This window comes from Daejeonella oryzae DSM 19973 (assembly GCF_000422945.1).
GTDB lineage: Bacteria > Bacteroidota > Bacteroidia > Sphingobacteriales > Sphingobacteriaceae > Daejeonella > Daejeonella oryzae.
Genome location: NZ_AUHA01000002.1, coordinates 1,066,785 through 1,093,138, shown reverse-complemented (window position 1 = coordinate 1,093,138; position 26,354 = coordinate 1,066,785). Strand labels below are relative to the sequence as shown.

The following is a 26,354-nucleotide window of genomic DNA, read 5'->3' as shown; positions in this document are numbered from 1 at the left end:
ATAGTTTTGCTTGCTCAGAATAATAATAAGAGTTCTTCGGTTTAAATCGAAGAATTCCTGAATTATGAAAAGGAGAACGCCTTCATTCTACTTTCCAGCCTGTATATTTTCGATTACTTTTTTAACAGAATCTGCCTGCGTATTTAACTGGGCGCTGAGTTCTTTTGATGATTTTGCTTTAGCCAGTTTCTCATCCTTCAGCATAGTTAACAAAGGAATAAGTTGTTTGCCGATACCATACTGCTTGTACTCCTCAATTAAACTTGTAATTTTATTAAAGTTGGTGTTAAAAGCTGCTGTTTCGTTCATATTTCCTAATAACACAAAGAAATTTTCGATCATCTGGAACTTACCATTTACAGAAGCATTATCAAATTCATTCACTACAAATGCCGCTTCCTGCGGACCACCATATTTACTGTATATATTGATTACGGATTGTCTTATTGCTCCTTTACTGTCTTTCTCCATTGTTTTGGCTAAACGCAAGCCTTCTGCATTATCCAATGCAGCAACTCCGCTCATTGCCGCCGCCTGAACGCTGTATGATTTGCTTTTAAAGGCCTGGCTAAACACTGTTAAATTTGAAGAATCATTTGACCTTGCTAAAGATCGAATGGCTGCAGATTGAACCAGTGTAGATGGATCACTGCTTGCCAGCTTAGACAAGATTGGTGCGGCTTCTTTCAGAATTTCCGGATTTTTTAAGTCAAGGGAATTGATTGCCTTGATTCTCAACCTGAAAAATTTATCATTCAGCGCTGCAATCATCACCTTACGGGCGGCAGCATCATCCTGTTTTTTTGAAGCTTCAGTTATTGCCTCCTGGCGATCTACAAATAAAGGTGCGTTGAAATATTGAAATACATATTCATTCAGTGTCTTGCTGTCTGTCTTTTGTGCCAGAAGAATTTTATGAGCATCCACGTTTACCAAATCAGGTTTAACCGCGAATGAGTAAATAAACGTATCGGCTTTGCTGTCCATCCACACTTCATGACGTTCCATTTTACCGCCGGCATAAAAATCAATGGCTACCGGAAGCGTAAATGCTTCTCCTTCCTGAGTTTGCTGCAGATAAACGCTTTGTTTCTTTGTTGTTTCATCCCACTTGTAATCAATTTTAAGCACCGGATGGCCACTTCTAAAATACCACTGATCAAAAAACCAGTTCAGATCTTTGCCGCTGGCTTCTTCAAGCGCCAAGCGGACCTGGTGCGCCTCACCTGTTTTAAAAGCGTTTTGTTTGAGATAAATGTTTAGCCCTTTATAAAAAACCTCCTCACCTAAATAATTGCGAAGCATGTTCAGTATCCGTCCACCTTTTTGATAGCTTACCAGGTCAAACATATCCTCTTTATCTTTATAATTAAAGCGGACAAGATCTTTCTTTACATCCTCCGGCGAGCGCAAGTAATCCTGCATATCTATGAAATTTCCGTAATCGCCTGCATCTTTACCATGCTTATATTCGTTCCAAAGAACCTGACTAAAATTGGCAAAAGATTCATTAACGGTGAGGTTACTCCAACTTTCGGCAGTTACATAATCACCAAACCATTGGTGAAAAAGTTCATGCGCTATTACAAATTCTCCTGCGCTTTCATCAATTAATTCGCCCGGAGTTTGCTGTACAAAATCACCATGAATGGTTGCGGTCGTATTTTCCATCGCTCCGCTGATATAATCACGCACTACAATTTGTGAATATTTATTCCAGGGATAATCTACCCCCAGTTTTTTAGAGAAGAACTCCATCATTTTCGGAGTCATCCCAAATATTTGCTTAGCATAAGGAGCATATTCCGGTTCCAGGTAATAACTCACTTCTTTATCTCTCCATTTATCCTTATAGATTTTAAAATCTCCTACAGCCATCATAAATAAATAGGGGGCATGCGGGAGATCCATTTTCCAGGTATCTGTTCGGGTTGAATTGGTATTGGATTTTTGTGATACCAAGCGGCCGTTAGAAAGAGTGACATATTTTGACGGAACCGTCATGCTGATCTCCGAAGTTGTTTTCTGGTTGGGTTTATCAATAGTAGGAAACCATACAGATGAAGCTTCGGTTTCGCCCTGAGTCCAGATCTGTACTGGCTTATTTTTAACAGCGCTATCCGGATTGATAAAATACAAACCTTTTGCATCGCTTATGGCAGCGCTGCCTTTAGCTTTTAACTGATTTGGCTTGGATGTGTAATCAATAAAAATCATGTACTGCTCATCGGCTTTATAATTTTTATCCAGAATAATTCGCAACTCCAGGCTATCATAAGAATATTTTAAGGGAATAATCTTGCTGCTTTTAACAATAGAAACGTTGTTGATATCCATTCCTTTTGCGTCAAGTTTTAAAGAATCTGTACTATACGCATAGGGCTTTAATGTGAGCCAGGCTTTGCCGTACATAAATTGTTTAGAATAATCAAAACGTACTTCCAGCTTGGTATGTACCAGACTATTGACTTTGCTTACCGTTTGGCGATAAATTTTCGGTACCGGTTTGGTATCCGCATTTACCTGGGCTTCCGCCCGAAATACAAATACAGATAAAATAACGATGGGAACTAATTTGAAAATGATTTTTTTCATAAATAAGATTTATTAAAGAGCTTTCAGGATGGTCTGTTTGAATGTGTCTATGACCACTTTTTACAGATAAGGTTACATTATACTTAAAGATATAAGAAAATATTAAGTAACACATTAACTCCAAAATTGTAAATTAAACTAAGAAGAACTGGATTTAAACAAGCCGCTCCAGGTGGTTAAAACACAGGTTTATCCAATTATTATTGTAGTTCTCCCAGACCTTCGTGCAGAAATATGCCTTTTAAAATATCACTATTTGTGATGGATTACGGACATTAAATAAAAAACAATGGAAGTTAACAGCATATTCTGGATAGGATTCAATGTTTTTGTACTGCTGATGCTGGTCGTGGATTTAGCAGTATTTAACCGCAAAGCACATGTAGTATCTGTAAAAGAAGCGCTGATCTGGTCGGGGATCTGGATCACCCTGGCTTTAATTTTCAACAGCCTTATTTACTATTGGTTCGGAGAAAATAAGGCCATCGAATTTTTAACAGGTTATCTTATTGAAAAATCCCTGAGCGTAGATAACATCTTTGTGTTTGTAATCATCTTTGGCTATTTCCAGGTTGCGCCTCAATACCAGCATAAAATATTGTTTTGGGGCATTTTAGGGGCGCTGGTTATGCGTGTGATTTTCATCTTTGCCGGTGTGGCCTTAATAGAAAAATTTCACTGGACCATTTACATTTTCGGAATCTTTCTGATTTGCACAGCTTATAAAATGTTTACTAAAAAGGGGCAGAATATTGAACCCGATAAAAACCCTGTGATCAAATTCTTTAAGAAAATAATGCCCGTAACAGATCAGGTAGAAGGCAATAAATTTTTTATAAAAAAGAACGGGAAGACGTATGCAAGTCCATTGTTTCTGGTGTTGATTATTGTAGAAACAACCGATATCATTTTCGCTGTAGATAGTATTCCGGCAATATTGGCTATTACTCAGGATGAATTTATCGTGTACACCTCAAATGTTTTTGCAATTTTGGGTCTCCGCTCGCTATATTTTGCCCTGGCGCACATTGTAACACGCTTTGTTTATTTGTCATACGGACTCGCAATTGTGCTGGCATTTGTGGGATTTAAAATGGTGCTGTCAGATTTTATCCATATTCCAACATTTATTTCTCTGCTGGTTATTGCACTGACCATCAGCGGAAGCGTTATACTCTCATTTAATAAAACCAAAAACAATCATTTGTAGCTTCATATCAGCTATGCGTGCAATCAGGAAATATTGCATAAATTTAATATGCTTTTAAGCGATAGTTCTAAAATAATAGTCAGCCTGCTAAATAGAATATCATGAGTAATCCGGATGATAGCTTCCAAAAGGTTTATAATAAACTCATATACATCTTAATAGGATTCCCAGTATTTTTTCTGGTGGTTTTCATAGTGGTTTCCATGTTTCAGTTGCAGCAGATTAATTCAAAAATTGAAAGCGGCAAATCAACCGCTATTAAAGATATGACCGCCCGACTCGGTTCTGCCCAATCCCTGTCTGAACAGCAGTATAACTTTATAACACTGGCATTACTGGAAGAAGAAAGCCTGACAGAACGATATAACCAGGGACATTACTCATTGGTAAGCCGCACGTTCAGACAGTTCTTGGGATTTTTTACCGGCATTATTATGATTATTGTCGGGTCTCTGTTTATCCTTTTAAAGCTCAAAGAAAAGGTGGACATGAATGCCTCCAAGGGCGAGATCTGGAAAGCGACTCTTGCAACTTCTTCACCCGGAGTTGCTTTCGGGGTGCTGGGCACATTGCTCATTGGAATTGCATCGGTAAATGAGGATAAAATAAATGTCAGGGATGCCGGATTATACCTCACCAAAGAATATCTGGTGGCTCCTTATTTCAGCAAAGGTCATTCTGAAGATGCCGTTTCGGAATACCTGGAAGATTATGCAAAAAAAGATTCTGCAACGCTTGTTGAGGAACTTCCTCCAGGTAGTAAAATACAGGTAATCAGGAAGCCAGATGATACTTCTTCAACTGATTTGATTTTGGTAAACCCTCCGCCAAAGAACTAAACGCCATGAAAAAGAAAGCATTCTTCATTGTAATTGTACTCTCCTTTGTTGCACTTCATTCGGTTAACTCCCAAACAAAGGCAGAAATTGATGAATTAAAAATCCTGCTGCAATCCGGTAAGTATGTTTCGCTGGTCAACCGAACTTCGCAGCTACGAAAGAAAGAATATTATAAAAATGCCTTTATGGATTATTGTCTGGCAGTAGGTTACTGTCGTTTAAACAAACCCGAACTTTCAACTGAATGGTTTAATCACATTCTTAATTCATATGATAATTTGTCGGGCAAAAAACGCAGTGAACTGAAGCAACTCAACCAATCTTGCATGGGCGGAACTGCCATTGCACCGTCGGTTGACGACATGAAGTCATTTCTAAAGACCATTGGAAGCGAGGTTTTTGAAGGACCAGGCGGAGCAGGCATTGAATCAAAAATGGGTATTCCAAGTGCGAGCGCAAGGGTAGAGGAGCTGGATTTTGAAAACCTGTCTTTCGATACCGAAAACCGAAAATTCAATCTGAATGAGAAAGCAGCCGCAGAGAAATACTATTCAAACCTGATTAACGACGAATCGTACAGGTCGGATACCACTGCCAACCTGCTTATCTTTTATCCCAACAGCAAGATTAATATTTCTGCGCAAATCAAAGCTCTGGAAGAATATTACCTGTATTTCAAAAAGGAGTTTAAGCTGCAGGAAGTTAACCGGCTGATCACCGTATTTTATTGTCCCAACCGTACACAGCTTAACCTCATCAGCTCAAAAATTCATAAAATAAAAATTCCCGAATCTACTTTCGGGTATGCTTCGAGCGCTGATCTGGTAATGATGGGTATCGCCAATTTTGCCTGGCTTGGCGCCATGAAACATGAACTTTTTCACCTGATGATCAAATCTTTTGTGGGCGATATTCCTGCATGGCTTGATGAAGGAACCGCCTGTTACTTTGAGTCTTCTAATCTGAGCAGCAATAAACTCACGGTTAATTTGCGCAATTACCGAAGCGATTTGCTGAGAAAATCGAATATGCTGAAAAGTGAATATGAGATCAACTCACCTCCGGTTACTTCCCTGGTTAATTACAACTGGCAGCAATTTAGCGGCAAGCCCGGCGATCGGCTTATCCAAAGCTCTCTTCATTATTCGTACAGCTTTGCCTTTGTCGCATTTATAGCCAGTCAGAATAAATTAAACGAAGTGATGGAAGCGTACCGGAACCGCACCACCGAAGAAAAAATTCCCGGGAAACCCGGCGAAGAAGACCTGACTGTTTTACACATCCGCTCCAATTCTGATATTCTGACACAGGTTTTAGGTATGCCGATGGATGACATTCAGAAGAATTTTGAAAGCTGGTGCACCAAATCTTTAGGCTTCAATCCGTATAAATAGGTTTAAATATTACCCCGTAACAAGTTAAACACATCATCTAATAGATTATGGGCAAAAAAAATCAATAGCATTTGCTTACAGTCATTTATGAAACGTGATTATGAAAACTAAAATTGGGCTACCTGGATTTTTGATTGCGATTTTATTCCTATCAATTTCTTTACCTGGCTGCAAGAAAGAGCGGGTAAAATTCGAAGTCACCAATATGGTAGGAGATGGAAGCGGAAAACAAGTTGTTCCTGAAATATCAACAAATGCCAGTTCGACATTTTTCGGAGTGTATTCTAAAGGTTATTATAACCTTTTTATCTATACAATCCGGTTTAAGGATCTTTCCGGACCATGGACTAAAATCAGTATCAACGGCCCTTCCTCATCGGGACAAAATGGCCCCGAAATACACCTTGCCTCTTCTGCTTCACCTTCAGTCGAGGGGGAGGCTACAGGTTCATTTAACCTCAATTCAATAGCCGGGAGCCAGCTTCTTTCAGGTCAATGGTATTATATTATCCTGACAACTACTCATCCAGAAGGCGAAGTAAGAGGACAAATTATTAAAGAATAAATTGCTAAACAGCGATTAAAATTATCACCGTCTTCGTTTGCAACGAGGATAAAGGAGAATAGTGATTTTATCGCCCTTTTAATTTTTAAAAAATTATCCGCTTTTAAATCATTTCAATTTCAATCAAACCCTTTATCCCGGCATAATCTCTGGCACTGCTGAACAAATAATCCTCCTGATTTTCAACAATCATTGTCCGAACCGGGTTATCATGTATGTAGCTGAGCTTTTGCATGATGTCAATATGATCCATATCAATTGCATGATTATCATCTCTCCAGATTTTAAAATGTTCGGCTCTTCTTGTTTTGCGGGCTTCGAAATTAAACTTATCCAATAACCAGTCACGGCGGCTTTCCGGTTCCGTTAGAATGACTTCGGCTAATCTTTTGGAGGTGAACTTTTTAAAATCACGTAAAAAGTCCGACATCAGGTGCGGCTTTTCACATCGGGCTAACAAGTGCAAATGGTTGGTCATTAAAACCCAGCCATTTACTCTTAACCCTTTTTCTTTAATGCAATAATTTAAAGAATCAGTAATTATGGTTTTGTAATGCTGGCGGGTGAATAAATCGATCCACTCTACAATAGTGCAGGTAATAAAATAAGTTTGATGCTGATCACGAATAAAATATCTGTCTCCTGACATGGCTGATTTTAATACAATATAAGAAATTGTATCGTCCTCGTTTATTACTGTTATCGTCCTCGTTTAAAACGAGGATGAACGAGAATTGCGATTGTATCGCCCGTTATTATCCTAAATAAAAGCTCAAAGTATTTGAAAAGACTGGCTGCTTGCTTACATTATAAATATACTTCTCAACCCTACTTATCATCGTCCTCGTTTGCAACGAGGATGAAGGAAAACAGCGATTGTATCGCTCGTTATTCATCTAAATAAAAGCTCAAAGTATCTGAAAAGACTGACTGCTTGCGTACATTATAAATGTAATTCTCATGCATCCGCGTTACAAACGCGGACGATTGGAGTATGTTATTCATCTTTGAACTTTTTATCTTTAATAAAATGACCTGCCGCCGCAATGGCGGGACTTCCAACAGATAAACTACTGTTATTCATCGGACGATCATTGCCGAGGCCTTTATCGTTTGTCTGCTGTAATTCTTTTAATAACCTATCTTTTTCCACAGAAAGACTCGATATTTTAACCTCCAAAGCCAATTTAGTGGATTGGGACTCATGAAGAAGCGTTTGTGATCTCAGTATGTCAGCGTCCTTTTCCTTTCTTAATACTGAAAGAGATTCATCAAATCGTTTAGCAGATTCAATCATGTCTTCTTGCGTTTTAGTGTTCTGGTCTTGTAAAACTTTTACTAAACTCGAATAATCATATTTATCTTTTGCAGCTCGCTCATTAGCAGCTAATAGTTGAGACTTCAGGTCTCTAACTTCCTTATTAAACTGATCTTGTTCTCGAAATTCAGCCTTGGCTTTTTCACGTTTGATTCTCTCTATTTCTATCTCTGTCTCTTGTGATATCCTGAGCTTTTTCTGCTTCAATGATATGACACTGCGGCGATTGGAAGAATGAGTTAGTGCTGTTTCGAGTGCGAGACTAATATAAGGGAGAACAATAAGGTATACAACAGCAACAATAAATGCCAAGAATAGCAAGTGATTTAGGTCGGAAAAATTTGCACTAACATAACTAATTCGCCCTTCAATTGGTTTAGTAGAGAGAAAGATACTAAAAACTGCTTTCCAATTAAATGCTATCCATGATAAACAAAAAGCTCCTGCAAAGGGATTTCGAAGCCGCTCTTTTAGGCCATGGCGCACTTCCTCAAGTAAATCTTTCATAAAATTATTAAATCAAAATTTGATATTTCATACTTTAATAAAATAGCTTCGATGACATTTCATACTTTAGAGCCAACTAGCATAAAAAAGCCCTACCATTCGGCAGGGCTACCTTAAATTTTTTGCTCTATTCTACCATTAAAGCCAGCCGCTTACCCTTAACTGCATCCTCCCTGCGTTCCGCAGTTCAAACACTTATAACAAGTACCTGAGCGAACCATAATATGTCCGCAGTTACCACATGACGGGGCATCACTTTGTCCGCCGCCGGAGATATCAAAAACAGGCTTCAGCTTTTTATCAGATGCAACTTTATCCTGAGGTTTTGGAGCGGCTGCAAAATTATTTTCATCCGGGTTTTTATCTTCATCAGTCATTTGGGGGTTTCCCAAAACCGCTTTCTGCTCGGTGATTACATGTACCAGGTCCTCGCGGCCCAAATACTCGTAACCCAGCATCCGGAAAATATAATCCACAATAGAGGTGGCCGATTTAATATTCTGATGTCCGCCTACCATCCCGCTAGGCTCAAAACGGGTGAAAGTAAATTTATCTACAAACTCTTCCAAGGGCACGCCGTATTGCAATCCTACCGAAACGGCAATGGCAAAACAGTTCATCAGCGAGCGGAAAGTTGCGCCTTCTTTGTGCATATCTACAAAGATCTCGCCCAATGTTCCATCTTCATATTCGCCGGTGCGAACGAAAATGGTTTGTCCGCCTACGGCTGCTTTCTGAGTGAAACCGGCTCTGCGGTGAGGAAGACTTTTCTTTTCTACGACCGAGGATAACTGGCGCTTAAAATGCGTGTCGGTAGATCTTTCCAGAATAGCACGTGCAGCTTCCAGAACCTGATCCGGAGTAAGATCGCTTAATTTCACATTGGCGGCCTCGCCCAAAACTTCTTCCACTGAATCCAGCTTATCTTCCTTACTATCTGATGATTTGGTAGACAATGGCTGAGATAATTTGCAACCATCGCGGTACAAGGCATTCGCTTTTAAAGCCAGTTTCCAGGAAAGTTCATAACACTCCTTGATTTCTTCAACCGTTGCTTCGTTTGGCAGGTTAATGGTTTTAGAAATTGCTCCTGATAAGAAAGGCTGAGCCGCGGCCATCATGCGGATATGACCTGTTGCATGAATATAGCGCTGACCTTTATTACCGCATTTGTTGGCACAATCAAAGATCGGGTAATGCTCCTCTTTTAAGAACGGCGCCCCTTCAATGGTCATGGTTCCGCAAATATATTCGTTGGCTTCCGCGATTTGCTGACGGTTAAAACCAATAGCTCTCAGGAAGTTAAAATCAGGGGAATTGTACTGATCTGGTTTAAAGCCCAAACGTTTCAGACAATCTTCGCCCAAACTCCATTGGTTAAACACAAAACCGATTTCGAAAGCGGCCAGTAATGATTTGTCCACTTTTTCCAGTTCATCCTGCGTGAACCCTTTGGCAGCAAGACTGTCGAAGTTGATATGCGGAGCTTTATTTAAAGTTGCGGCACCTTTGGCATAATTTACAATGGCTTCAATTTCATGTTCGCGATATCCCTGGTTGCGCAATGCGGCAGGAACTCCCTGATTAATAATCTTGAAATATCCACCTCCTGAAAGTTTTTTAAATTTCACAAGGGCGAAATCCGGCTCGATGCCGGTAGTATCGCAATCCATGACCAAACCAATAGTTCCGGTTGGAGCTATTACAGTTGTTTGTGCATTACGGTATCCGTATTTCTCTCCTAATTCTACGGCTTTATCCCATGAATTACAGGCTGCAGAAAGTAAATAATCAGGACATCTGTTCTGATCAATTCCCTGCGGATTGATTTCCAGTCCTTCGTAAGAACCGGTATTGTAAGCCGCGTAGCGATGATTGCGCATGACGCGAAGCATGTGTTCCTTATTATCCTGGTAGCTACTGAACGTTCCCAGTTCTTTAGCCATTTCTGCCGAAGTTGCGTAAGCTGTTCCCGTCATCACCGCGGTAATAGCACCGCCAATAGCACGTGCTTTTTCACTGTCGTACGGAATTCCGGCTACCATCAGCATGGAACCCAGGTTGGCGTAACCCAAACCTAATGTGCGGTAATCATACGATAACTGGGCAACTTCTTTAGATGGAAACTGCGCCATCAGTACAGAAATCTCTAATACAACGGTCCAGACACGGCAGGCATGCTCAAATCCTTTAACATCAAAAACCAATGTTTTGGGATCAAAGAAATGCGCCAGGTTGATGGAAGCTAAATTACAGGCTGTATTATCCAGGAACATATATTCTGAACATGGATTGGATGCATTGATGCGTCCACCTTCGGGACAGGTATGCCACTCGTTGATAGTGGTATCATACTGTACACCCGGATCGGCGCAAGCCCATGCTGCGAAGGCGATATCCTGCCAAAGTTTTTCAGATGAAATCGATTTTACAGCCTTTCCGCTGATTCTTCCAATCAAATCCCAGTTTTTTCCTTCTTCCAAAGCATTGAAAAAACTGTTTGGAATACGAACCGAGTTATTTGAATTCTGACCGGAAACGGTGCGATACGCTTCGCCTTCATAATCTGAAGAATAACCGGCAGCAATTAACGCGGCTACTTTTTTCTCTTCTTCTACTTTCCAGTTTACAAATCCTTCAATTTCGGGATGATCCAGATCCAGGCAAACCATTTTGGCTGCCCGGCGGGTTGTTCCTCCGGATTTAATTGCACCGGCTGCACGGTCGCCAATTTTAAGGAATGACATTAGGCCTGAAGAATATCCTCCGCCCGAAAGCTTTTCACTTTCTCCGCGGATAGCGGAAAAATTGGTTCCAACACCCGAGCCATATTTAAAAATCCGTGCTTCGCGAACCCAGAGATCCATAATTCCGCCGTCATTTACCAGATCATCAGAAACTGATAAAATAAAGCAGGCATGTGGTTGCGGGCGCTCGTAGGCGGATGTTGATCTTTCTAATTTTTCGGTTACAGGGTCTACAAAGTAATGGCCCTGGGGCTTTCCGGTGATTCCGTAAGAACTGTGTAAGCCGGTATTAAACCACTGCGGTGAGTTTGGAGCGGCCAATTGACCCACAATTGTATAGACCAATTCATCATAAAATATAGATGCATCTTCTTTGCTTGCGAAGTAATTGTAGCGTTCTCCCCATGATTTCCAGCAATCGGCCATACGGTGAGCAACCTGCTTAATACTGGTTTCAGAACCTGTGGTTCCGTCGGGTTTAGGCACTCCGGCTTTACGGAAATATTTTTGTGCTAAAATATCGGTGGCAACCTGGCTCCAAGAAGCAGGAACCTCTACATCTTTCATTTCAAACACCGCATCGCCGGCCGGATTACGGATTACCGATGTGCGCTTTTCGTATGTGAACAGATCATATACGTTTACACCTGCTTTTGTAAAATATCGCTGGAAGCCTAATCCATTTCCGGCTCCTTTTGCTGATTTGTTTGTAGAAGTTTTTGCCATTGCTGATGTTGAGTACTGGGTGTAAGTGAATTACCGCTTAAAAATCATACGGAGTTTTAAATCAAATTTATCCTTCCCGGTAATTAAACTCAATTTGAGTTTTCCACAAGTTGTTAGTGTATGCCGCAGGGTGCAATGCTGCATTATTAAAAGCACTGAATTATAGCCATTTAAACCTGTTGATAACTCTGAAAAACATGTACGACTGCGAATTTGTATCACACTTAATAACAGGTCATAAAAAGAAAGCCTCCATTAAAAAACTGCATTCTTTTATTGCAAAAATGAATTTAATAATCATACAATTTCAATTAGTTGGTCCGTGTTCAATAGCTTGTGAGAAATTAGCTGCGGATTATTCCCGGGGACCGGAAGATGTGAAGAACTTTATGACATAAAAAAAGCCGGTTCATAAACCGGCTTTCCATATTCAACTATTTAGAAGAATCTAATCTACAAGAGTAACTTTAATCATATTGGTTTTACCTTTTTTCTCAATAGGAATAGCGGCAGTGTTAATCACCACATTTCCGGGTTCAATTAACCGCTCTGCCTTTAATATTTTATTTACTTCACTGATGGTTTTGTCGGTACTTTCAAATTTATCATAGTAAAATCCGCGAACACCCCATACCAAACTCAGCGTATTCAGCAACTGATGGTTACTCGTAAAAATAAACGTTCCGGCCTGAGGACGGTGACTTGAAATTTCGAAGGCGGTATAACCGGATGAAGTCATGGAAATAATTCCTACAGCATTGGTTTTTTCGGCCAGATAAACCGCAGAACCACAAACAGCATCACCCATATAAGTTGCAGAATTTGGGTTTAATTCTTTTGGAAGGTTAAAAGTATATCCGTTCTCCTCCACATTGCGAACAATCTTTTGCATTGTCTCGATTACGATTAGTGGAAATTCTCCTACCGAAGTTTCTCCGCTCAGCATCACCGCATCGGCTCCGTCTAATACAGAGTTTGCAACGTCGTTTACTTCGGCACGTGTTGGACGGGCAGCAGTAATCATACTTTCGAGCATTTGTGTTGCCACGATAACCGGTTTAGAGGCAGCACAACATTTCCGGATGATCATTTTTTGTAATAAAGGAACTTGTTCCATTGGCATCTCAACCCCCAAATCACCACGGGCAACCATTACCCCATCGCTTACGCTGATAATTTCATCAATGTTGTCAATTGCTTCGGGCTTTTCAATTTTTGCAATAACCCTTGCATTTTTCTGACTGCGTCCGATGATTCTTTTCAAATCAATAATATCATCTGCAGAACGAACGAAAGATAACCCAATCCATTCCACATCATTTTTTAATGCAAATTCCAGATTAGAAAGATCTTCTTCTGTTAAACTGGGAATAGAAACTTTGGTATTAGGCAGGTTAACACCTTTACGGGAAGTAAGAATTCCGCCGTAAACCACTTCGCACAGAACGGTATCGTTGTTATTGGTTTCAATTACACGCATCTGGATCTTACCATCATCCAGCAAGATAATTTCATTTGCACGAACATCTTTCGGAAAACTTGGATAAGTGATATAAATCTGCTGATCATCGCCAATCATTTCCTTGGTGGTAATAGTTATTTTATTACCGCTTAAAAGATTAACGCCACCATCTTTAACTAAACCGATACGAATTTTAGGACCCTGCAAATCGGCCAGAATGCCTACGTTGGTCTTATATTTTTTATTGATCTCACGAATAATATCGATTACTTTCTGATGGTCAGCAGTACTGCCGTGAGAAAAATTTAATCTGCATACATCTACCCCCGCTTTAATCATGCTTAATAAAACTTCTTTTTTAGCCGAGGCCGGACCCAGGGTGGCTACAATTTTAGTTCTGTTATGAACCGTTTTCATCTTGAATATATTTTAATGGACAATTCTATTTACTGTTATTGCGGAGGTGTACAAGGTACACCAAGAATGCTAAAATATGAGATTTTCTTTGGATTTGAGTTTTTTTGGATCAACTTCTACAGCTACAAGTATTTCTGGAATCTTATTTAACGATGAAATAAGGGCTCTGAGCTCTTCTTCATCAATATAATTACGAATTAATAAAAAGAAATCAACAGTTTTCATTTCAGGTATCAGAAAGCCTCCGGTACCTTTATTGGCAATAAGATGAAATTCAGTATCTGTATGAGCCTGGTGATAAAGGTAGCGGCTATAATAAACGGGCACTTCGCTGGCACTAAAAAACAATTCCAACTCATCTTTACGACTCAGATCAAAATTAAGTTGTTTATTTATTTTAAAGCACAACCGATAGTCTTTTAGTGGCGCTGTAATGGCCAGCAACACAAAATCCAGGTCCAGTTCGTATTTGAGAGTAGTTTTATTCAAATTATTTTTTTATTAAAGTACAAATGTAAAAGGGTTTATGTTCTAAATTGCAGGATATATCTGGTTAAAAACAAAAAGGTTTGATTATTGCCAGAATTTATTTTTCTTTGCACAGAAATATTTAACCATTTAAAATTAAAACTATGTCTGATATCGCTTCAAGAGTTAAAGCAATTATCGTTGAAAAATTAGGTGTAGACGAAAGCGAAGTTACACCCGAGGCATCTTTTACCAATGATCTTGGTGCCGATTCATTAGACACCGTGGAACTTATCATGGAGTTTGAAAAGGAATTTAATGTAGCTATCCCTGATGATCAAGCCGAAACGATCGGTACAGTTGGTCAAGCTATTACTTATTTAGAAAAAAACGTAAAGTAATTTACGCCATCTCAAATAAATGGAGCTAAAAAGAGTTGTTGTTACAGGACTAGGTGCGCTTACTCCAATTGGTAATACTGTTCCCGAATATTGGGATAATCTTATCAATGGGGTAAGCGGCGCTGCTCCTATAACCAGGTATGATACTACCTTGTTTAAAACAAAGTTCGCTTGCGAAGTAAAAAACTTCAATCCGGAAGATTTCATGGATAAGAAGGAAGCTCGCAAATTAGATCCATTTGTTCATTTTGCCCTTGCCGCTACAGATGAGGGTGTAAAGGATGCCGGTCTGGATTTTGAAAAATTAGATACCAATCGCATTGGCGTAATTTGGGGATCTGGTATTGGTGGCTTAAAAACCTTTTTTGATGAAGTTGTGAATTTCGCCAAAGGCGATGGAACTCCAAGATTCAATCCATTTTTTATTCCTAAAATGATCCTGGATATTGCTCCGGGACACATTTCTATTAAGTACGGTCTCCGCGGACCAAATTTCTCTACTGTTTCTGCATGTGCTTCTTCTACAAATGCGTTAATTGATTCATTCAATTACCTGCGTTTAGGAATGGCCGATGTAATTGTTTCCGGTGGTTCTGAAGCTATTATTAATGAAGCCGGAATGGGCGGATTTAATGCAATGCATGCTTTATCAACCCGTAATGATGACCCGACAACAGCATCACGCCCCTTTGATAAAGATCGCGATGGTTTTGTTGCAGGTGAAGGTGCAGGTTGTATTATTTTAGAAGAACTGGAACACGCGAAAGCACGCGGAGCTAAAATCTACGCCGAAATTGTAGGTGGCGGAATGAGTGCCGATGCCAATCACATTACAGCTCCTCATCCGGAAGGATTGGGCGCAAAACTGGTTATGACTAACGCTCTGAGAGATGCCGGCTTAACTACTTCTGATATTGATTATATCAATGTTCACGGAACTTCTACTCCATTAGGAGATATCAGCGAATCAAAAGCCATTATTGCTCTTTTTGCCGAAAATGCCTACAAACTGAATATCAGTTCTACAAAGTCGATGACGGGGCATCTGTTAGGTGCTGCCGGCGCAGTTGAAGCTATTGCTGCAATACTTGCCGTGAAGAACGATATTATTCCTCCAACTATTAATCATTTTACCGATGATCCTGATGTGGATCCTAAATTGAATCTTACTTTTAACAAAGCTCAAAAACGTGTTGTCAGAGCAGCGTTAAGTAATACATTTGGTTTTGGAGGTCATAACGCATCTGTAATTTTTAAGAAATACCAGGAATAACCCCAATCTTTAAAGATTCTTGATTTTGGATTGATGATGAGCTAAATTTAGTACCTTATCAATCCTATAAATTAATCTATGCCTGTTTCCAGACTTTACAAACTTTACCTTTCACCCCACCGAAATTACATTAAGGTTTTAAGAAACCTTCTGGGATTTGTACCGGGTAATTTAAGTTTATACAGAATGGCTTTCAGACATAAATCTGTTGCGGTGCCTTTAAAAAATGGTTCCAAAAACAGCAATGAACGCATGGAGTTTTTGGGTGATGCTATTCTTGGATCTGTTGTGGCCGAGGTTCTTTTTAAAAGATATCCTTACAAGGAAGAAGGCTTTTTAACAGAAATGCGTTCAAAAATCGTAAGCCGCTCTAACCTCAATCAGCTATCCCGCAAGCTTGGTCTGGGCGAAATTCTGGAATATGATAACCGGGTTCTAAATTTCCCTAATAAACAGGGTGCATTGCTGGGCGATGCTTTTGAAGCACTGGTAGGAGCCGTTTTTTTAGATAAAGGATATAACTTCACCCGGGAATTTCTCATCAACAGGATCATAAAACCTCACGTAGATATTCATCAGCTGGAGCTTACAGAAACAAATTTCAAAAGCAAGGTGATTGAATGGTGTCAGCGGCACGGGAAAGACATAATGTTTGAAGTTATTGCAAATGCCGAGGGTGAAAATACTAAGCTGTTCACTGTCCAGATTGTGATCGACGGAGAGAATTACGCTCTGGGACGTGATTACAATAAAAAGAACGCAGAAAAACTTGCTGCTGAAAAAGCCTGCGAAGCCTTACAAATTTAACTTCCAATATTTCGATTAAAAAACCGATATGAAGTTTATTGAACGTATTTCTTCAGCTGTTTTTTTAATATGGTGTGCTCTGGTTTTTACACTGTCAATGATGGTGGTTTTTCCATTTATCATTTTATTTACAACACTATTTAAGGGTAAAACAGGTCACCGGATCGGATTTCTTTTTTTAAAACTATGGGCCTATACTTTCAGTACTTTGTGTTTCTTTTTTATCAAAAGCAACAGCAAAGAAGTAGACCGATCCAAATCATACATTTATATCTGCAACCACAACTCCTATCTGGATGCCGTGGCGATGGTTGTATCTACACCTCAGCCTTTTAAGCCATTAGGGAAAATAGAATTACTAAAAGCTCCCATATTTGGGATGATTTACAAACGCATGGTCGTGCTCATTAACCGTAAAGATAAGGAGAGCAGAGCCCGAAGTGTGGAATCCCTGAAAACAGAACTTGCATTCGGTCTCTCCATATTAATCTTTCCGGAAGGAACTATGAACCGCTCAGAAATAGCACTGGCTGAATTTTATGACGGAGCTTTTCGGTTGGCTATAGAAACCCAGACAGCATTGCTTCCGGTAGCTATAATTAATGCCCGAAATTTACTTCCAAGAAAAAATATGCTGCTGATTAAGCCGGGACAGGTGACCTGTGTTTATGGCAAACCTATTGAAGTTTTGGGAATGACAGAGAAGGATTTGCCGCAGTTAAAAGAAAAAGCATACCGTATCTTAGAAGAAATGATCATCAAAGGTGAATCTTAATTTTCTTTCATTTTAATGCTTAAATCCGGTGCTTTCGGAAGAACCGGTAAAGCAAATTTACCTGCCGGTTTCCCATTGCTTACAAATTTCTGAGCAGAGTTTTTAATATATAACAGCAGCTTATATTCATCCCATCCAATTAATTCAGAATATTGAGGACGATAATTCTCCATGAAATTCTGAAGATCCATTCCATCAAATCCGCTGTACTTGCCAACTGTAAACCGGTTAAATCTCCGGTCAATCTCAGTTTCCTGCAATTCGCGGTTATAGTAATTATTAAACCTGCGGGCCTGACGTGGAGTTTTGCCTACCAACTCGTATAATGCCGTTAGGGGAGTAAAAATATAACTCAGAAGGGGTGGTTTTCCTTCGTAATAACTTCCCTTTTTGCGGTATTGCTTTTTAATTTCATCCATCTCCTGCTTTTTAGTTTGAGATGTAACCGTGACTTCAGTAAGACGGATAACCGGTTGTAGTTTTATAAAAAGATCTGAAGCAGCGTTAATTTTTTGAGAATAGTTGGTATAACCTTCCTTCCTGATATGAATTGAATCGCCGGGATTAGCAGTAATCGAAAATTCACCCAACGTATTGCTTCTGGCATTTAATTCCCGTCCGCTAACATGAATGCCTGCTCCTGCAATTCTTAAGCCCGTGCTATTATCCATTATCACTCCCTTTATAACAATTTGCTGAGCATTTGCAGAAGAACTTAAGATGAACATCAAAAGTAAATACAAGGCCGCCCTGGTGAAGTATAAATGCATAACTAATGATAAAACTGCAATAATAACAATAGATTACTTTTCCATTTGCTAAATAGTGTTAAATATTCAGAACTTAATAAGCAGGAAAATCAATTCATCAATAAATCATATCTTTGCCCGATGATAAAATCCATGACCGGTTATGGCTTGGCTGTTAATGATTTTGCACAGGCAAAATATACAGTTGAGATCAAATCATTAAACAGCAAATTTTTAGATCTTTCTCTTAAATTCCCTAAGGCTTTCTCTGATAAAGAGTTTATGCTTCGCAACGAGTGCAGCAAACAGATAGAACGCGGTAAAGTACAAATCAGCATGCATGTAGAATATGCTGAATCAAATCCAAAAGCGGCTACAATTAACCAGGAGCTATTAAAAAAATATTATCAGCAGCTTAAATCTACTGCCGATGAGCTGGGTGATAATGCAGCAAACCTGCTTCAGCTGGCTCTTAATTTTCCGGATGTGATCCAGTATGATGCGGATGGAGTAAGCGAGGACGAATGGAAACAGCTTCATAAAACCTTTGAAGAAGCCCTAAAGAACTTTCAGACTTTCCGTTTGGATGAAGGGAATGTGTTAAAGCAGGACCTGGTATTCCGGATAAAAAATATTTTAGAAGGGATGAATAAAGTTGCCGAAAATGAACCGATGCGCATTCCCCAAATCAGGGAACGTCTGAATCATTTTCTTGAAGGAGCTGTAGGAAAAGAACATGTAGATCACAATCGCTTTGAGCAAGAATTGATTTATTATATCGATAAATTAGACATCACAGAAGAAAAGATTCGTTTAAAAAGTCACTGTGATTATTTTATCGAAGCTCTGAAAGATAAAGATGCAAACGGCAAAAAATTAGGTTTTATTTCTCAGGAAATTGGCCGGGAAATAAATACCATGGGATCTAAGGCGAACGATGCCAAAATGCAGCAGGTGGTTGTGGGCATGAAAGAAGAACTGGAAAAGATTAAAGAACAATTATTAAACGTACTGTAAGCAAAAGGAAAAAGCTTAAAGCAAAAGTTTTAGGCACCCGGCTTTAGCTTCTAACTGAATTATGCAAGAAGGCAAACTCATTATATTTTCAGCTCCTTCCGGAGCAGGTAAAACAACCATTGTTCATCATCTTTTAGGTAAGATACCGGCGTTGGAATTTTCCATTTCAGCAACAACCCGCACCAAACGTTTTGATGAGGTACATGGCCGCGATTATTATTTTATCAGTAAAGAAGAATTCCTTCATAAAATAGCTAAAAAAGAATTCGTTGAATTTGAAGAAGTATATACAGGCACTTTCTACGGCACTCTGCGTTCAGAAATTGAACGTATCTGGAGCCAGGGAAAGCATGTTATTTTTGATATTGATGTAGAAGGCGGATTGCACCTGAAGAAGAAATTTGGTGACCAGGCTCTGGCCGTATTTGTTCAGCCACCTTCCCTGGAAATTCTGATTGAGCGCTTAACCAGCCGCGGCACAGACAGCGATGAAAAACTTGCTGAACGGATTGTGAAGGCAGATAAAGAATTAAAATATGCCAATCGCTTTGATGTAATTCAAAAAAATTACGATTTGGAAACCGCCTGTTCCGAAGCAGTTGAATTGGTTAGTAATTTTCTGGAAAGGGATTAATATGAAAATCGGTCTGTTTTTCGGATCATTTAATCCGGTACACATTGGGCATTTGATTATCGCCAATTATATGGCAAATTACACAGATCTTGACCAGGTCTGGCTGGTTGTATCTCCGCATAATCCCCTTAAAGAAAAAGGCGATCTTATCAATATGTACGACCGCCTAGAGATGGCAAAGCTGGCGGTGGAAAACACCCAAAATATCCGCGTAAGCGATGTGGAATTAAAACTACCACAACCGTCTTACACCATTGATACGCTTGCATTTCTTCATGAAAAATATCCTGAACATCACTTCAGCCTGATTATGGGATCTGATAATCTGGTTTCCTTAAAAAAATGGAAAAATTATGAGCTCATTTTACGGGATTACCATATCCACATTTATCCGCGGCCGGGTTTTGAGAATGCTGAACTGATCAATCATCCATCAGTAACCATAACCCAAACACCGCTGATGGAACTTTCGGCAACGTTTATCCGGAAATCATTTAAAGAAGGTAAAAACGTCCAATTTTTCGTCTCAGATCCGGTTCTTAAATTCATAGAAAGTAAGAACCTGTATAAATAATTTGTGTAATGCTTTTTATCAAGAACTACATACTACTTACATGGCTTGTATTATTTCCCTTCTTTTTAAGAGCTCAGAATAAAACTGCTACCGATACAACCAAATTAAAAGAAGTGGTTGTGGTTTCTTCCCGTTTTGAGGAAAGCAAAGAAAATGTAGCTCAGGCAGTTCAGGTTATTACCGGGGCCCGGCTAAAGCAGTTAAATTCAATCAGCACGGCTGATGTTCTTCAGCAAACACCAGGTGTATCTGTTCAAAAAAGTCAGCTGGGTGGTGGAAGTCCGGTAATCAGGGGATTTGAAGCCAACCGGATTCTGCTTGTAGTAGACGGTGTGCGCATGAACAATGCTATTTACAGAGGCGGTCATTTACAAAACAGCATTACTGTTGACAATAATTCTCTGGAAAAAATTGAAGTCGGTTTCGGCTCCAGTTCGGTATTTTATGGAAGCGATGCGCTTGGCGGAGTTGTTCAATTTTTCACTAAAAAGCCGGTGTTAAATACCACTTCAGGAAGTGCTTTAGCCCGTTTTTCTACTGCGGCAAACGAATATACCTCCAGCATTAATTTCAATTTCGGAAGAGAAAAATGGGCGGCTACCACTGTGGTTACCTACAGCAAAATAGGTGATTTACGGCAGGGTGCCAATAATTATCAGCCTGGAACAGAGAAATGGAAAAGCATTTATTTTGTGGAGCAATCTAATGGCGCAGATTTGGTCAGAACCAATTCCCGGCCGGAAGTTCAAACCCAAACCGGATACAATCAGATGGATCTGCTTCAAAAATTTCTTTACAGGAATAATGATAGGGTAACGCAGGTTCTCAATTTTCAATATTCAAATTCGGGAGATATCCCACGCTATGACCGTTTGGCGCAGCTTGAAAATAATCAGCCGCGTTATGCAGAATGGTATTACGGCCCTCAAAAAAGATTTTCAGGATCCTATCAGCTTCAGCTTAATAATTTTAAGAAACTATTCAATCATTCAAATATTACTATTGCTTACCAAAATTTAGTGGAAAGCAGGCATGATCGTCGACTAAACAGTAGCAACCTCAATAATCGCTCAGAGGAGGTAGGTATTTTTTCTTTAAATGCCGATTTCAATAAAACCTTTAAAAAGAACGATCTGGGCTATGGAATCGAGCTAAATCAAAATTACGTTCAATCCAGAGCAAATAGATTAAATATCAGCACAGGCACTATAACAAACCTGGATACAAGGTATCCTGATGGAGGTTCTGATGTATTTTCTGCTGCTGCTTTTGTATCGCATCGTTTCAAAATAAATAAAAAATGGCAAATTACTGAAGGCTTGCGTTTAAATCACGTAAACCTATATGCGAAGTTTAATGATAAAAGATTTTTCCCTTTTGATTTTAATTCTGTGAATCAGGCCAATATTGCTTTGAACGGAAATGCCAGTATTATTTACAAGCCAAAGAATGATTTTAAAATATCATTACTTGGTTCAAGTGGTTTTCGGGCGCCAAATGTAGACGATCTTGCGAAAGTTTTTGAAAGTACAGCGGGCTCGGTAATTCTTCCCAATCCGGATCTGAAACCTGAATACACTTATAATGCAGAATTAGGATTTGAAAAAAATTTCAAAGAAAATGCGACAATTACCCTGAATGGTTTTTACACATGGTATCGTAATGCAATTACTACTCAGCCTTTTTTATTTAATGGCCAAAGTGAAATATTCTATGATGGTGAATTAAGCATTGTAACGGCAAATGTAAATGCTCAAAAAGCGTACTTAACCGGATTTTCAGCAGATCTTACTTTTAATCCCCTCAGAAATATAATTGTAAAAAGCAATGCCGCTTACACCTTTGCACGCATCACCTCATTAAGTCCGCAGCAACCGTTGGATCATATCCCGCCTTTTATGGGTTTAAGCAGTATTGAATATGCTTTTAAGAACTTTCAAGGCGAATTTTTCGTGCAATATAATCAGCGAAAAAAATTGAAAGATTATAACCTGAACGGGGAAGATAATTTACCTCAGGCTACACCTAATGGAATGCCTGCATGGTACACAGTTAATGTACGGGCAGGGCTCGATTTAAATAAAAACTTTAGAATTCAAACAGCTCTTGAAAACATTCTTGATCGTAATTACCGGGTTTTTGCATCAGGTATTAGTGCGCCGGGGCGTAATTTCATCGTTTCTTTACGCGGAAGTTTTTAATTTTGCTGCGTGAGTAACGAAAAAACCATATTAAAACTGCAGCTTCCAACAGATCCGCTTTGGGTAAAAAATGTTGTTGAGAGTAATATTGAGGAAATATTAACTGATCACGCATTCTGTGAACAGAAAGCGGCCAGCAATGCAATTACGCTGATTGTTCAGAATCCCAATCTTTCTGATCTTGTGCAGGAAATGGCCTTGCTTGTACAGGAAGAGATGGACCATTTTAAACGGGTTCATGATATTATCCTGGAACGCGGCTATACGCTTGGACGTGAACGTAAAGACAATTACGTGAATGAATTAATGCAGTTTTTGGTAAAGGGCGGAAGCCGGCAACAGCAGCTGGTAGACCGTTTACTTTTTTCGGCCATGATCGAAGCCCGCAGCTGTGAGCGCTTTAAAGTAATGTCAGAACATATTAATGATAAGCAGCTGGCTGATTTTTATTATGAACTGATGGTAAGTGAAGCCGGCCATTATACTACATTCATTACACTAGCCCGCAAATATGCCGGCAAGATTGACGTTGAAAAACGCTGGAAAGATTTTCTGGCCTACGAAGCTCAGGTTGTCCAGAATTACGGTAAAAAAGAAACAATTCACGGCTGATCTGTACTTGCTGAACAGAAACTGATGGTCGTGATTAATAAACCTACACTCTTTTGTTAGTGCTGAGTTAGATCCATTTTAAAAGAAATATTATAATCCAATAAAAATAACAAAAGTTAACAGACTATTTATTTCTCCAGTTCGGCAACCATTTTCTTTGCAGATTCCAGGGCGGGATTTAGTGCTACTGCTTTCTGATAATTTGCTAAAGCTTTGACTTTGTCTCCTAACATTAGATAGGCCTCAGCCAGACTGTCGAATACATTGGCGGAATCGGGAAACAGCTGCGCATTGTAAACAAATATCTCTAAAGCATCACTGAGCTTTTTTTGCCGGATCAAAAAATATCCAACATCATTAAGCAAATCTTCACTGTCAAAATTAAAATTATTATACTCCTTTAGCCTCGTCTGCTGGTAGAAAGAAAGAATTTGCTTTCCATCCATTTTCTCCATTTCAGCGCTATAAACTTTTAGGAATGATTTTTTGATTTTTGCATACGGCAAATTATCCATGATAGATTGAATCGAACGGCTGATTGGATAGAGGTTATTCTGCTGATTGTTTGTCTGGAGAATAATGGTGAGTTCTTTGTCCAGCTGGCTGACTAACAATGCCTGGTAGTTATATGCAGATCCGTCATGTGTATGATTAATCAAAAAATCTCCCTGCATTTCTCCCTTACCAAGCCCGGATTGATTTCCTGTTGAAAAAGGCATAAGTAATTCTTTTGTAGAAGCCGGAGAGATCAGTTTAAAAGAATTGACTGCTTCAGAAAAAGTATAAAAGTCATCTACATTTAAATTTGTCCAGCCAGAAAAAGGTGGTGTCAAATCATCATACACGCCCGTATTGGAAAAGGCTTTGGCAATCAAAGGCTCAGCAGCCGATGGATCAATAATTGCATTTTTAATCCCAATCGGTTTTAATATTCTTTTCCTAACAAAATCATTGAAAGACATTCCGCTTATCCTGGCAATGATTTGCCTCTGCAGAAAAACATTATTGTTATTATAAGCGTATTTTGTTCCCGGTTCGAAATCAAGCGCCTTCACATTTTTCAAATAATTCATATTATCCTGATCTCCACGCATGTCTTTCCATGGACTGTTTGGTACACCGCTTGCATATTGCAGCAAATTTCGAATCTTTACTTTGTTGGACCAGGCCGGAAGCTCGGGTAAATATTTTGAAATAACATCATCCAGACTCAGCAGATTCTGTTCTTTCAGCATCATAATACCAATAGCATTGAACTCCTTTGCAATTGAACCAATATTAAAGCGAAATTTTCTGCTCAGCTCGATTTTGCCGGCAGCATCAGCCGAACCAAAAGATTGTCTGTAAATCCGTTTACCGGATTGCATGACTAATACATTGCCATTGAAAAGACCAAGTCCATGAGCCTCTTTCATCAGCATATCAATCTGATCTTTTTTACTTTGACTAAAAGCTATTGTCGGAAGAGTTGTAAGCAGTAGTAAAAGAATAAGGCTCCTGCAAAAATTTGATTGAAATAAAATCATAAGTAATAGACTGTTTTTATTCAGTTTGTTACATCGTTATATGAGTAAAAATATACAGTGGATTGAATCTGAAATACTGCGTTTACAGCAAAGTGTAAAGATTTTTTGCTCATTAAAGCAATCTTCAGAACCTGATCTTTACATCAGTTTCTTAAGCCATTTTAAAATACCACTCTTCTGATTAAATGGAGGATATATCATCTTATTAAAATTTAAAGAAGATTGAAAAAGTACTGCACGCTCGTGAGAAAATGCTTTAAATCCAAAAAATCCGTGACAACTCCCCGTACCGCTGGAGTTAACTCCGCCAAAAGGCAAGTTGGGGTTTGAAATATGGACCAGTACATCGTTCACAGCTGTACCACCGGCAGAAGTATTCTTTAAAATTTTCCCGGTTACCTCCTTGTCATCAGAAAAAATATACAGAGCAAGGGGCTTTTGGCGCCGGTTTACAAAATTAATCGCTTCATCGGTATTCCGGTAATTTAATATAGGTAATAGCGGACCAAAAATCTCCTCCTGCATCAATTTACTCTGAGGATTGACGGCCGAAAGCAACGTAGGTTCAATGGTAGCATCTTCTGAATTTTGACTGCCGCCAACTCTGATGGTGGCACCTTCTGAAACTGCGTCCTTCAGCAAATCACTCAACCGGTTAAAATTTTTCTCATTTATGATCTTGCCATAATTGCCTTTATCCAGTTTGCCTTGCGGGCGATACATTTTATCAATTGCTTCTGAAGCATGTCTGACAAACTCCTCTTCCTGCTCTTTTTTAATCAGGATATAATCCGGGGCAATGCACGTTTGACCTGCATTCATAAACTTGCCCCACACAATTTTTTCAGCCGCTTTCTGAAGATTGATATGTTCATCAATTATAACCGGCGATTTTCCGCCAAGTTCTAATGTAACAGAAGTCAGGTTTTTAGCCGCGGCAGCCATTACAACTTTACCTACCTGGGTTCCGCCGGTAAAAAATATATGGTCAAAAGGCAATTCAAGCAACGCTTTAGAAACTTCTACATCTCCTTCAAAGCAGGCTATTTCGCTTACATCAAAATTATCGGTGATCATTTTAAAAATTAAAGCGCTTGTAGCCACACTAATTTCCGAAGGTTTTAGAATAGCACAATTACCGGCTGCAATTGCAGAAATCAGGGGACTAATTAACAGCTGGAAAGGATAATTCCACGGAGCAATAATCAGGCTGGTTCCTTTCGGTTCGTAATAAATCCTGCTTTTAGTGAGAATAGAGGTCATCGTTACCGCTACCTTTTTGGGTTTCATCCAACCGGAAAGGTTCTTGATTGCAAAATCTATTTCGCCGTAACTGAAATACACTTCAGAGAAAGCAGCTTCGAATTCAGATTTCCGCAGATCTGCATATAAAGCAGCATAAATTTCTTTCTCATGTGCTTCAATAACTGCTTTGAGTTTCCTGAGTTTATTTATCCGCTGTAAAGCGCTGGTATTTCTAAGAGTTAGGCTATGCGCTTTCTGAAGCTCAAAAACTGCCGGTATGTTCTGTTTCAAA

At 39.3% G+C, this 26,354-nt stretch carries 22 protein-coding genes; 13 read left to right on the top strand and 9 right to left on the bottom strand.

Annotation, left to right across the window (positions count from 1 at the left end):
• Positions 1-87: 87 nt before the first annotated feature.
• Positions 88-2,595, bottom strand: a complete 2,508-nt coding sequence (locus G521_RS0105195; protein WP_026897588.1) for a M1 family metallopeptidase — start codon at positions 2,593-2,595, stop codon at positions 88-90.
• 289 nt (positions 2,596-2,884) lie between these two features.
• Between G521_RS0105195 and G521_RS0105190 the strand changes: the two genes are divergently transcribed.
• From G521_RS0105190 to G521_RS17695, 4 genes are all read left to right on the top strand, one after another.
• A complete protein-coding gene (locus G521_RS0105190; protein WP_026897587.1) occupies positions 2,885-3,805 on the top strand; it encodes a TerC family protein in 921 nt (306 codons plus the stop codon).
• Positions 3,806-3,906: 101 nt separating this feature from the next.
• On the top strand, positions 3,907-4,644 hold the full coding sequence (locus G521_RS0105185) for a hypothetical protein (protein ID WP_026897586.1): 738 nt from the start codon (positions 3,907-3,909) through the stop codon (positions 4,642-4,644).
• 5 nt (positions 4,645-4,649) lie between these two features.
• Positions 4,650-6,038 (top strand): hypothetical protein, encoded by a 1,389-nt coding sequence (locus G521_RS0105180; protein ID WP_026897585.1) that lies wholly within the window; start codon positions 4,650-4,652, stop codon positions 6,036-6,038.
• A gap of 100 nt (positions 6,039-6,138) precedes the next feature.
• Complete coding sequence (locus G521_RS17695) at positions 6,139-6,603, top strand: CHRD domain-containing protein (RefSeq protein WP_051189488.1); 465 nt, start codon at positions 6,139-6,141, stop codon at positions 6,601-6,603.
• Between the two features lie 103 nt (positions 6,604-6,706).
• Here G521_RS17695 and G521_RS0105170 read toward each other — a convergent pair whose 3' ends face one another.
• The 5 genes from G521_RS0105170 to G521_RS0105145 all read right to left on the bottom strand — a co-directional run bounded on the left by G521_RS0105170 (position 6,707) and on the right by G521_RS0105145 (position 14,269).
• Positions 6,707-7,252, bottom strand: coding sequence for an REP-associated tyrosine transposase (locus tag G521_RS0105170; protein ID WP_051189486.1), 546 nt, complete (start codon positions 7,250-7,252; stop codon positions 6,707-6,709).
• A 348-nt stretch (positions 7,253-7,600) separates the two neighbouring features.
• Positions 7,601-8,428 carry a hypothetical protein gene (locus tag G521_RS0105165; protein ID WP_026897583.1) on the bottom strand — a complete coding sequence of 276 codons (828 nt, stop codon included), beginning with the start codon at positions 8,426-8,428 and terminating at the stop codon, positions 7,601-7,603.
• A 158-nt stretch (positions 8,429-8,586) separates the two neighbouring features.
• Positions 8,587-11,901, bottom strand: a complete 3,315-nt coding sequence (locus G521_RS0105160; protein ID WP_026897582.1) for a vitamin B12-dependent ribonucleotide reductase — start codon at positions 11,899-11,901, stop codon at positions 8,587-8,589.
• A gap of 448 nt (positions 11,902-12,349) precedes the next feature.
• Positions 12,350-13,780: a pyruvate kinase gene (gene pyk, locus G521_RS0105150; RefSeq protein ID WP_026897580.1), complete on the bottom strand. Its 1,431-nt coding sequence runs from the start codon at positions 13,778-13,780 to the stop codon at positions 12,350-12,352.
• Positions 13,781-13,849: 69 nt separating this feature from the next.
• Entirely contained in the window at positions 13,850-14,269 is a 420-nt protein-coding gene (locus G521_RS0105145) for an IPExxxVDY family protein (RefSeq protein WP_026897579.1), read from the bottom strand.
• A gap of 143 nt (positions 14,270-14,412) precedes the next feature.
• On the opposite strand from G521_RS0105145, the gene G521_RS0105140 reads away from it, so the two are divergent.
• From G521_RS0105140 to G521_RS0105125, 4 genes are all read left to right on the top strand, one after another.
• Positions 14,413-14,649, top strand: coding sequence for an acyl carrier protein (locus tag G521_RS0105140; RefSeq protein WP_026897578.1), 237 nt, complete (start codon positions 14,413-14,415; stop codon positions 14,647-14,649).
• Between the two features lie 19 nt (positions 14,650-14,668).
• The gene (gene fabF, locus G521_RS0105135; protein ID WP_026897577.1) at positions 14,669-15,922 is read left to right on the top strand and encodes a beta-ketoacyl-ACP synthase II; all 1,254 of its coding nucleotides are present in this window, start codon (positions 14,669-14,671) and stop codon (positions 15,920-15,922) included.
• 78 nt (positions 15,923-16,000) lie between these two features.
• The gene (rnc, locus tag G521_RS0105130; RefSeq protein ID WP_026897576.1) at positions 16,001-16,729 is read left to right on the top strand and encodes a ribonuclease III; all 729 of its coding nucleotides are present in this window, start codon (positions 16,001-16,003) and stop codon (positions 16,727-16,729) included.
• A gap of 28 nt (positions 16,730-16,757) precedes the next feature.
• Positions 16,758-17,504: a lysophospholipid acyltransferase family protein gene (locus G521_RS0105125; RefSeq protein ID WP_026897575.1), complete on the top strand. Its 747-nt coding sequence runs from the start codon at positions 16,758-16,760 to the stop codon at positions 17,502-17,504.
• Here G521_RS0105125 and G521_RS16550 read toward each other — a convergent pair.
• Positions 17,501-18,274 carry a carboxypeptidase-like regulatory domain-containing protein gene (locus G521_RS16550; protein ID WP_155975665.1) on the bottom strand — a complete coding sequence of 258 codons (774 nt, stop codon included), beginning with the start codon at positions 18,272-18,274 and terminating at the stop codon, positions 17,501-17,503. The genes G521_RS0105125 and G521_RS16550 overlap by 4 nt on opposite strands.
• Positions 18,275-18,394: 120 nt before the next feature.
• Between G521_RS16550 and G521_RS0105115 the strand changes: the two genes are divergently transcribed.
• The 5 genes from G521_RS0105115 (at position 18,395) to miaE (ending at position 23,291) form a co-directional block, all read left to right on the top strand.
• Positions 18,395-19,270: a YicC/YloC family endoribonuclease gene (locus G521_RS0105115; RefSeq protein ID WP_245580832.1), complete on the top strand. Its 876-nt coding sequence runs from the start codon at positions 18,395-18,397 to the stop codon at positions 19,268-19,270.
• 61 nt (positions 19,271-19,331) lie between these two features.
• Complete coding sequence (gene gmk / locus G521_RS0105110; RefSeq protein WP_026897573.1) at positions 19,332-19,904, top strand: guanylate kinase; 573 nt, start codon at positions 19,332-19,334, stop codon at positions 19,902-19,904.
• A 1-nt stretch (position 19,905) separates the two neighbouring features.
• Positions 19,906-20,478 (top strand): nicotinate (nicotinamide) nucleotide adenylyltransferase, encoded by a 573-nt coding sequence (gene nadD, locus G521_RS0105105; protein ID WP_026897572.1) that lies wholly within the window; start codon positions 19,906-19,908, stop codon positions 20,476-20,478.
• 8 nt (positions 20,479-20,486) lie between these two features.
• Complete coding sequence (locus tag G521_RS0105100) at positions 20,487-22,679, top strand: TonB-dependent receptor plug domain-containing protein (protein WP_051189482.1); 2,193 nt, start codon at positions 20,487-20,489, stop codon at positions 22,677-22,679.
• A 9-nt stretch (positions 22,680-22,688) separates the two neighbouring features.
• Positions 22,689-23,291, top strand: a complete 603-nt coding sequence (gene miaE / locus G521_RS0105095; RefSeq protein WP_272480954.1) for a tRNA-(ms[2]io[6]A)-hydroxylase — start codon at positions 22,689-22,691, stop codon at positions 23,289-23,291.
• A 128-nt stretch (positions 23,292-23,419) separates the two neighbouring features.
• Here miaE and G521_RS16545 read toward each other — a convergent pair whose 3' ends face one another.
• Both G521_RS16545 and G521_RS16540 read right to left on the bottom strand, forming a co-directional pair.
• Positions 23,420-24,817: a serine hydrolase domain-containing protein gene (locus tag G521_RS16545; protein ID WP_051189481.1), complete on the bottom strand. Its 1,398-nt coding sequence runs from the start codon at positions 24,815-24,817 to the stop codon at positions 23,420-23,422.
• Positions 24,818-24,955: 138 nt separating this feature from the next.
• Positions 24,956-26,353, bottom strand: a complete 1,398-nt coding sequence (locus G521_RS16540) for an aldehyde dehydrogenase family protein (protein WP_245580831.1) — start codon at positions 26,351-26,353, stop codon at positions 24,956-24,958.
• Between the last annotated feature and the right edge of the window lies 1 nt (position 26,354).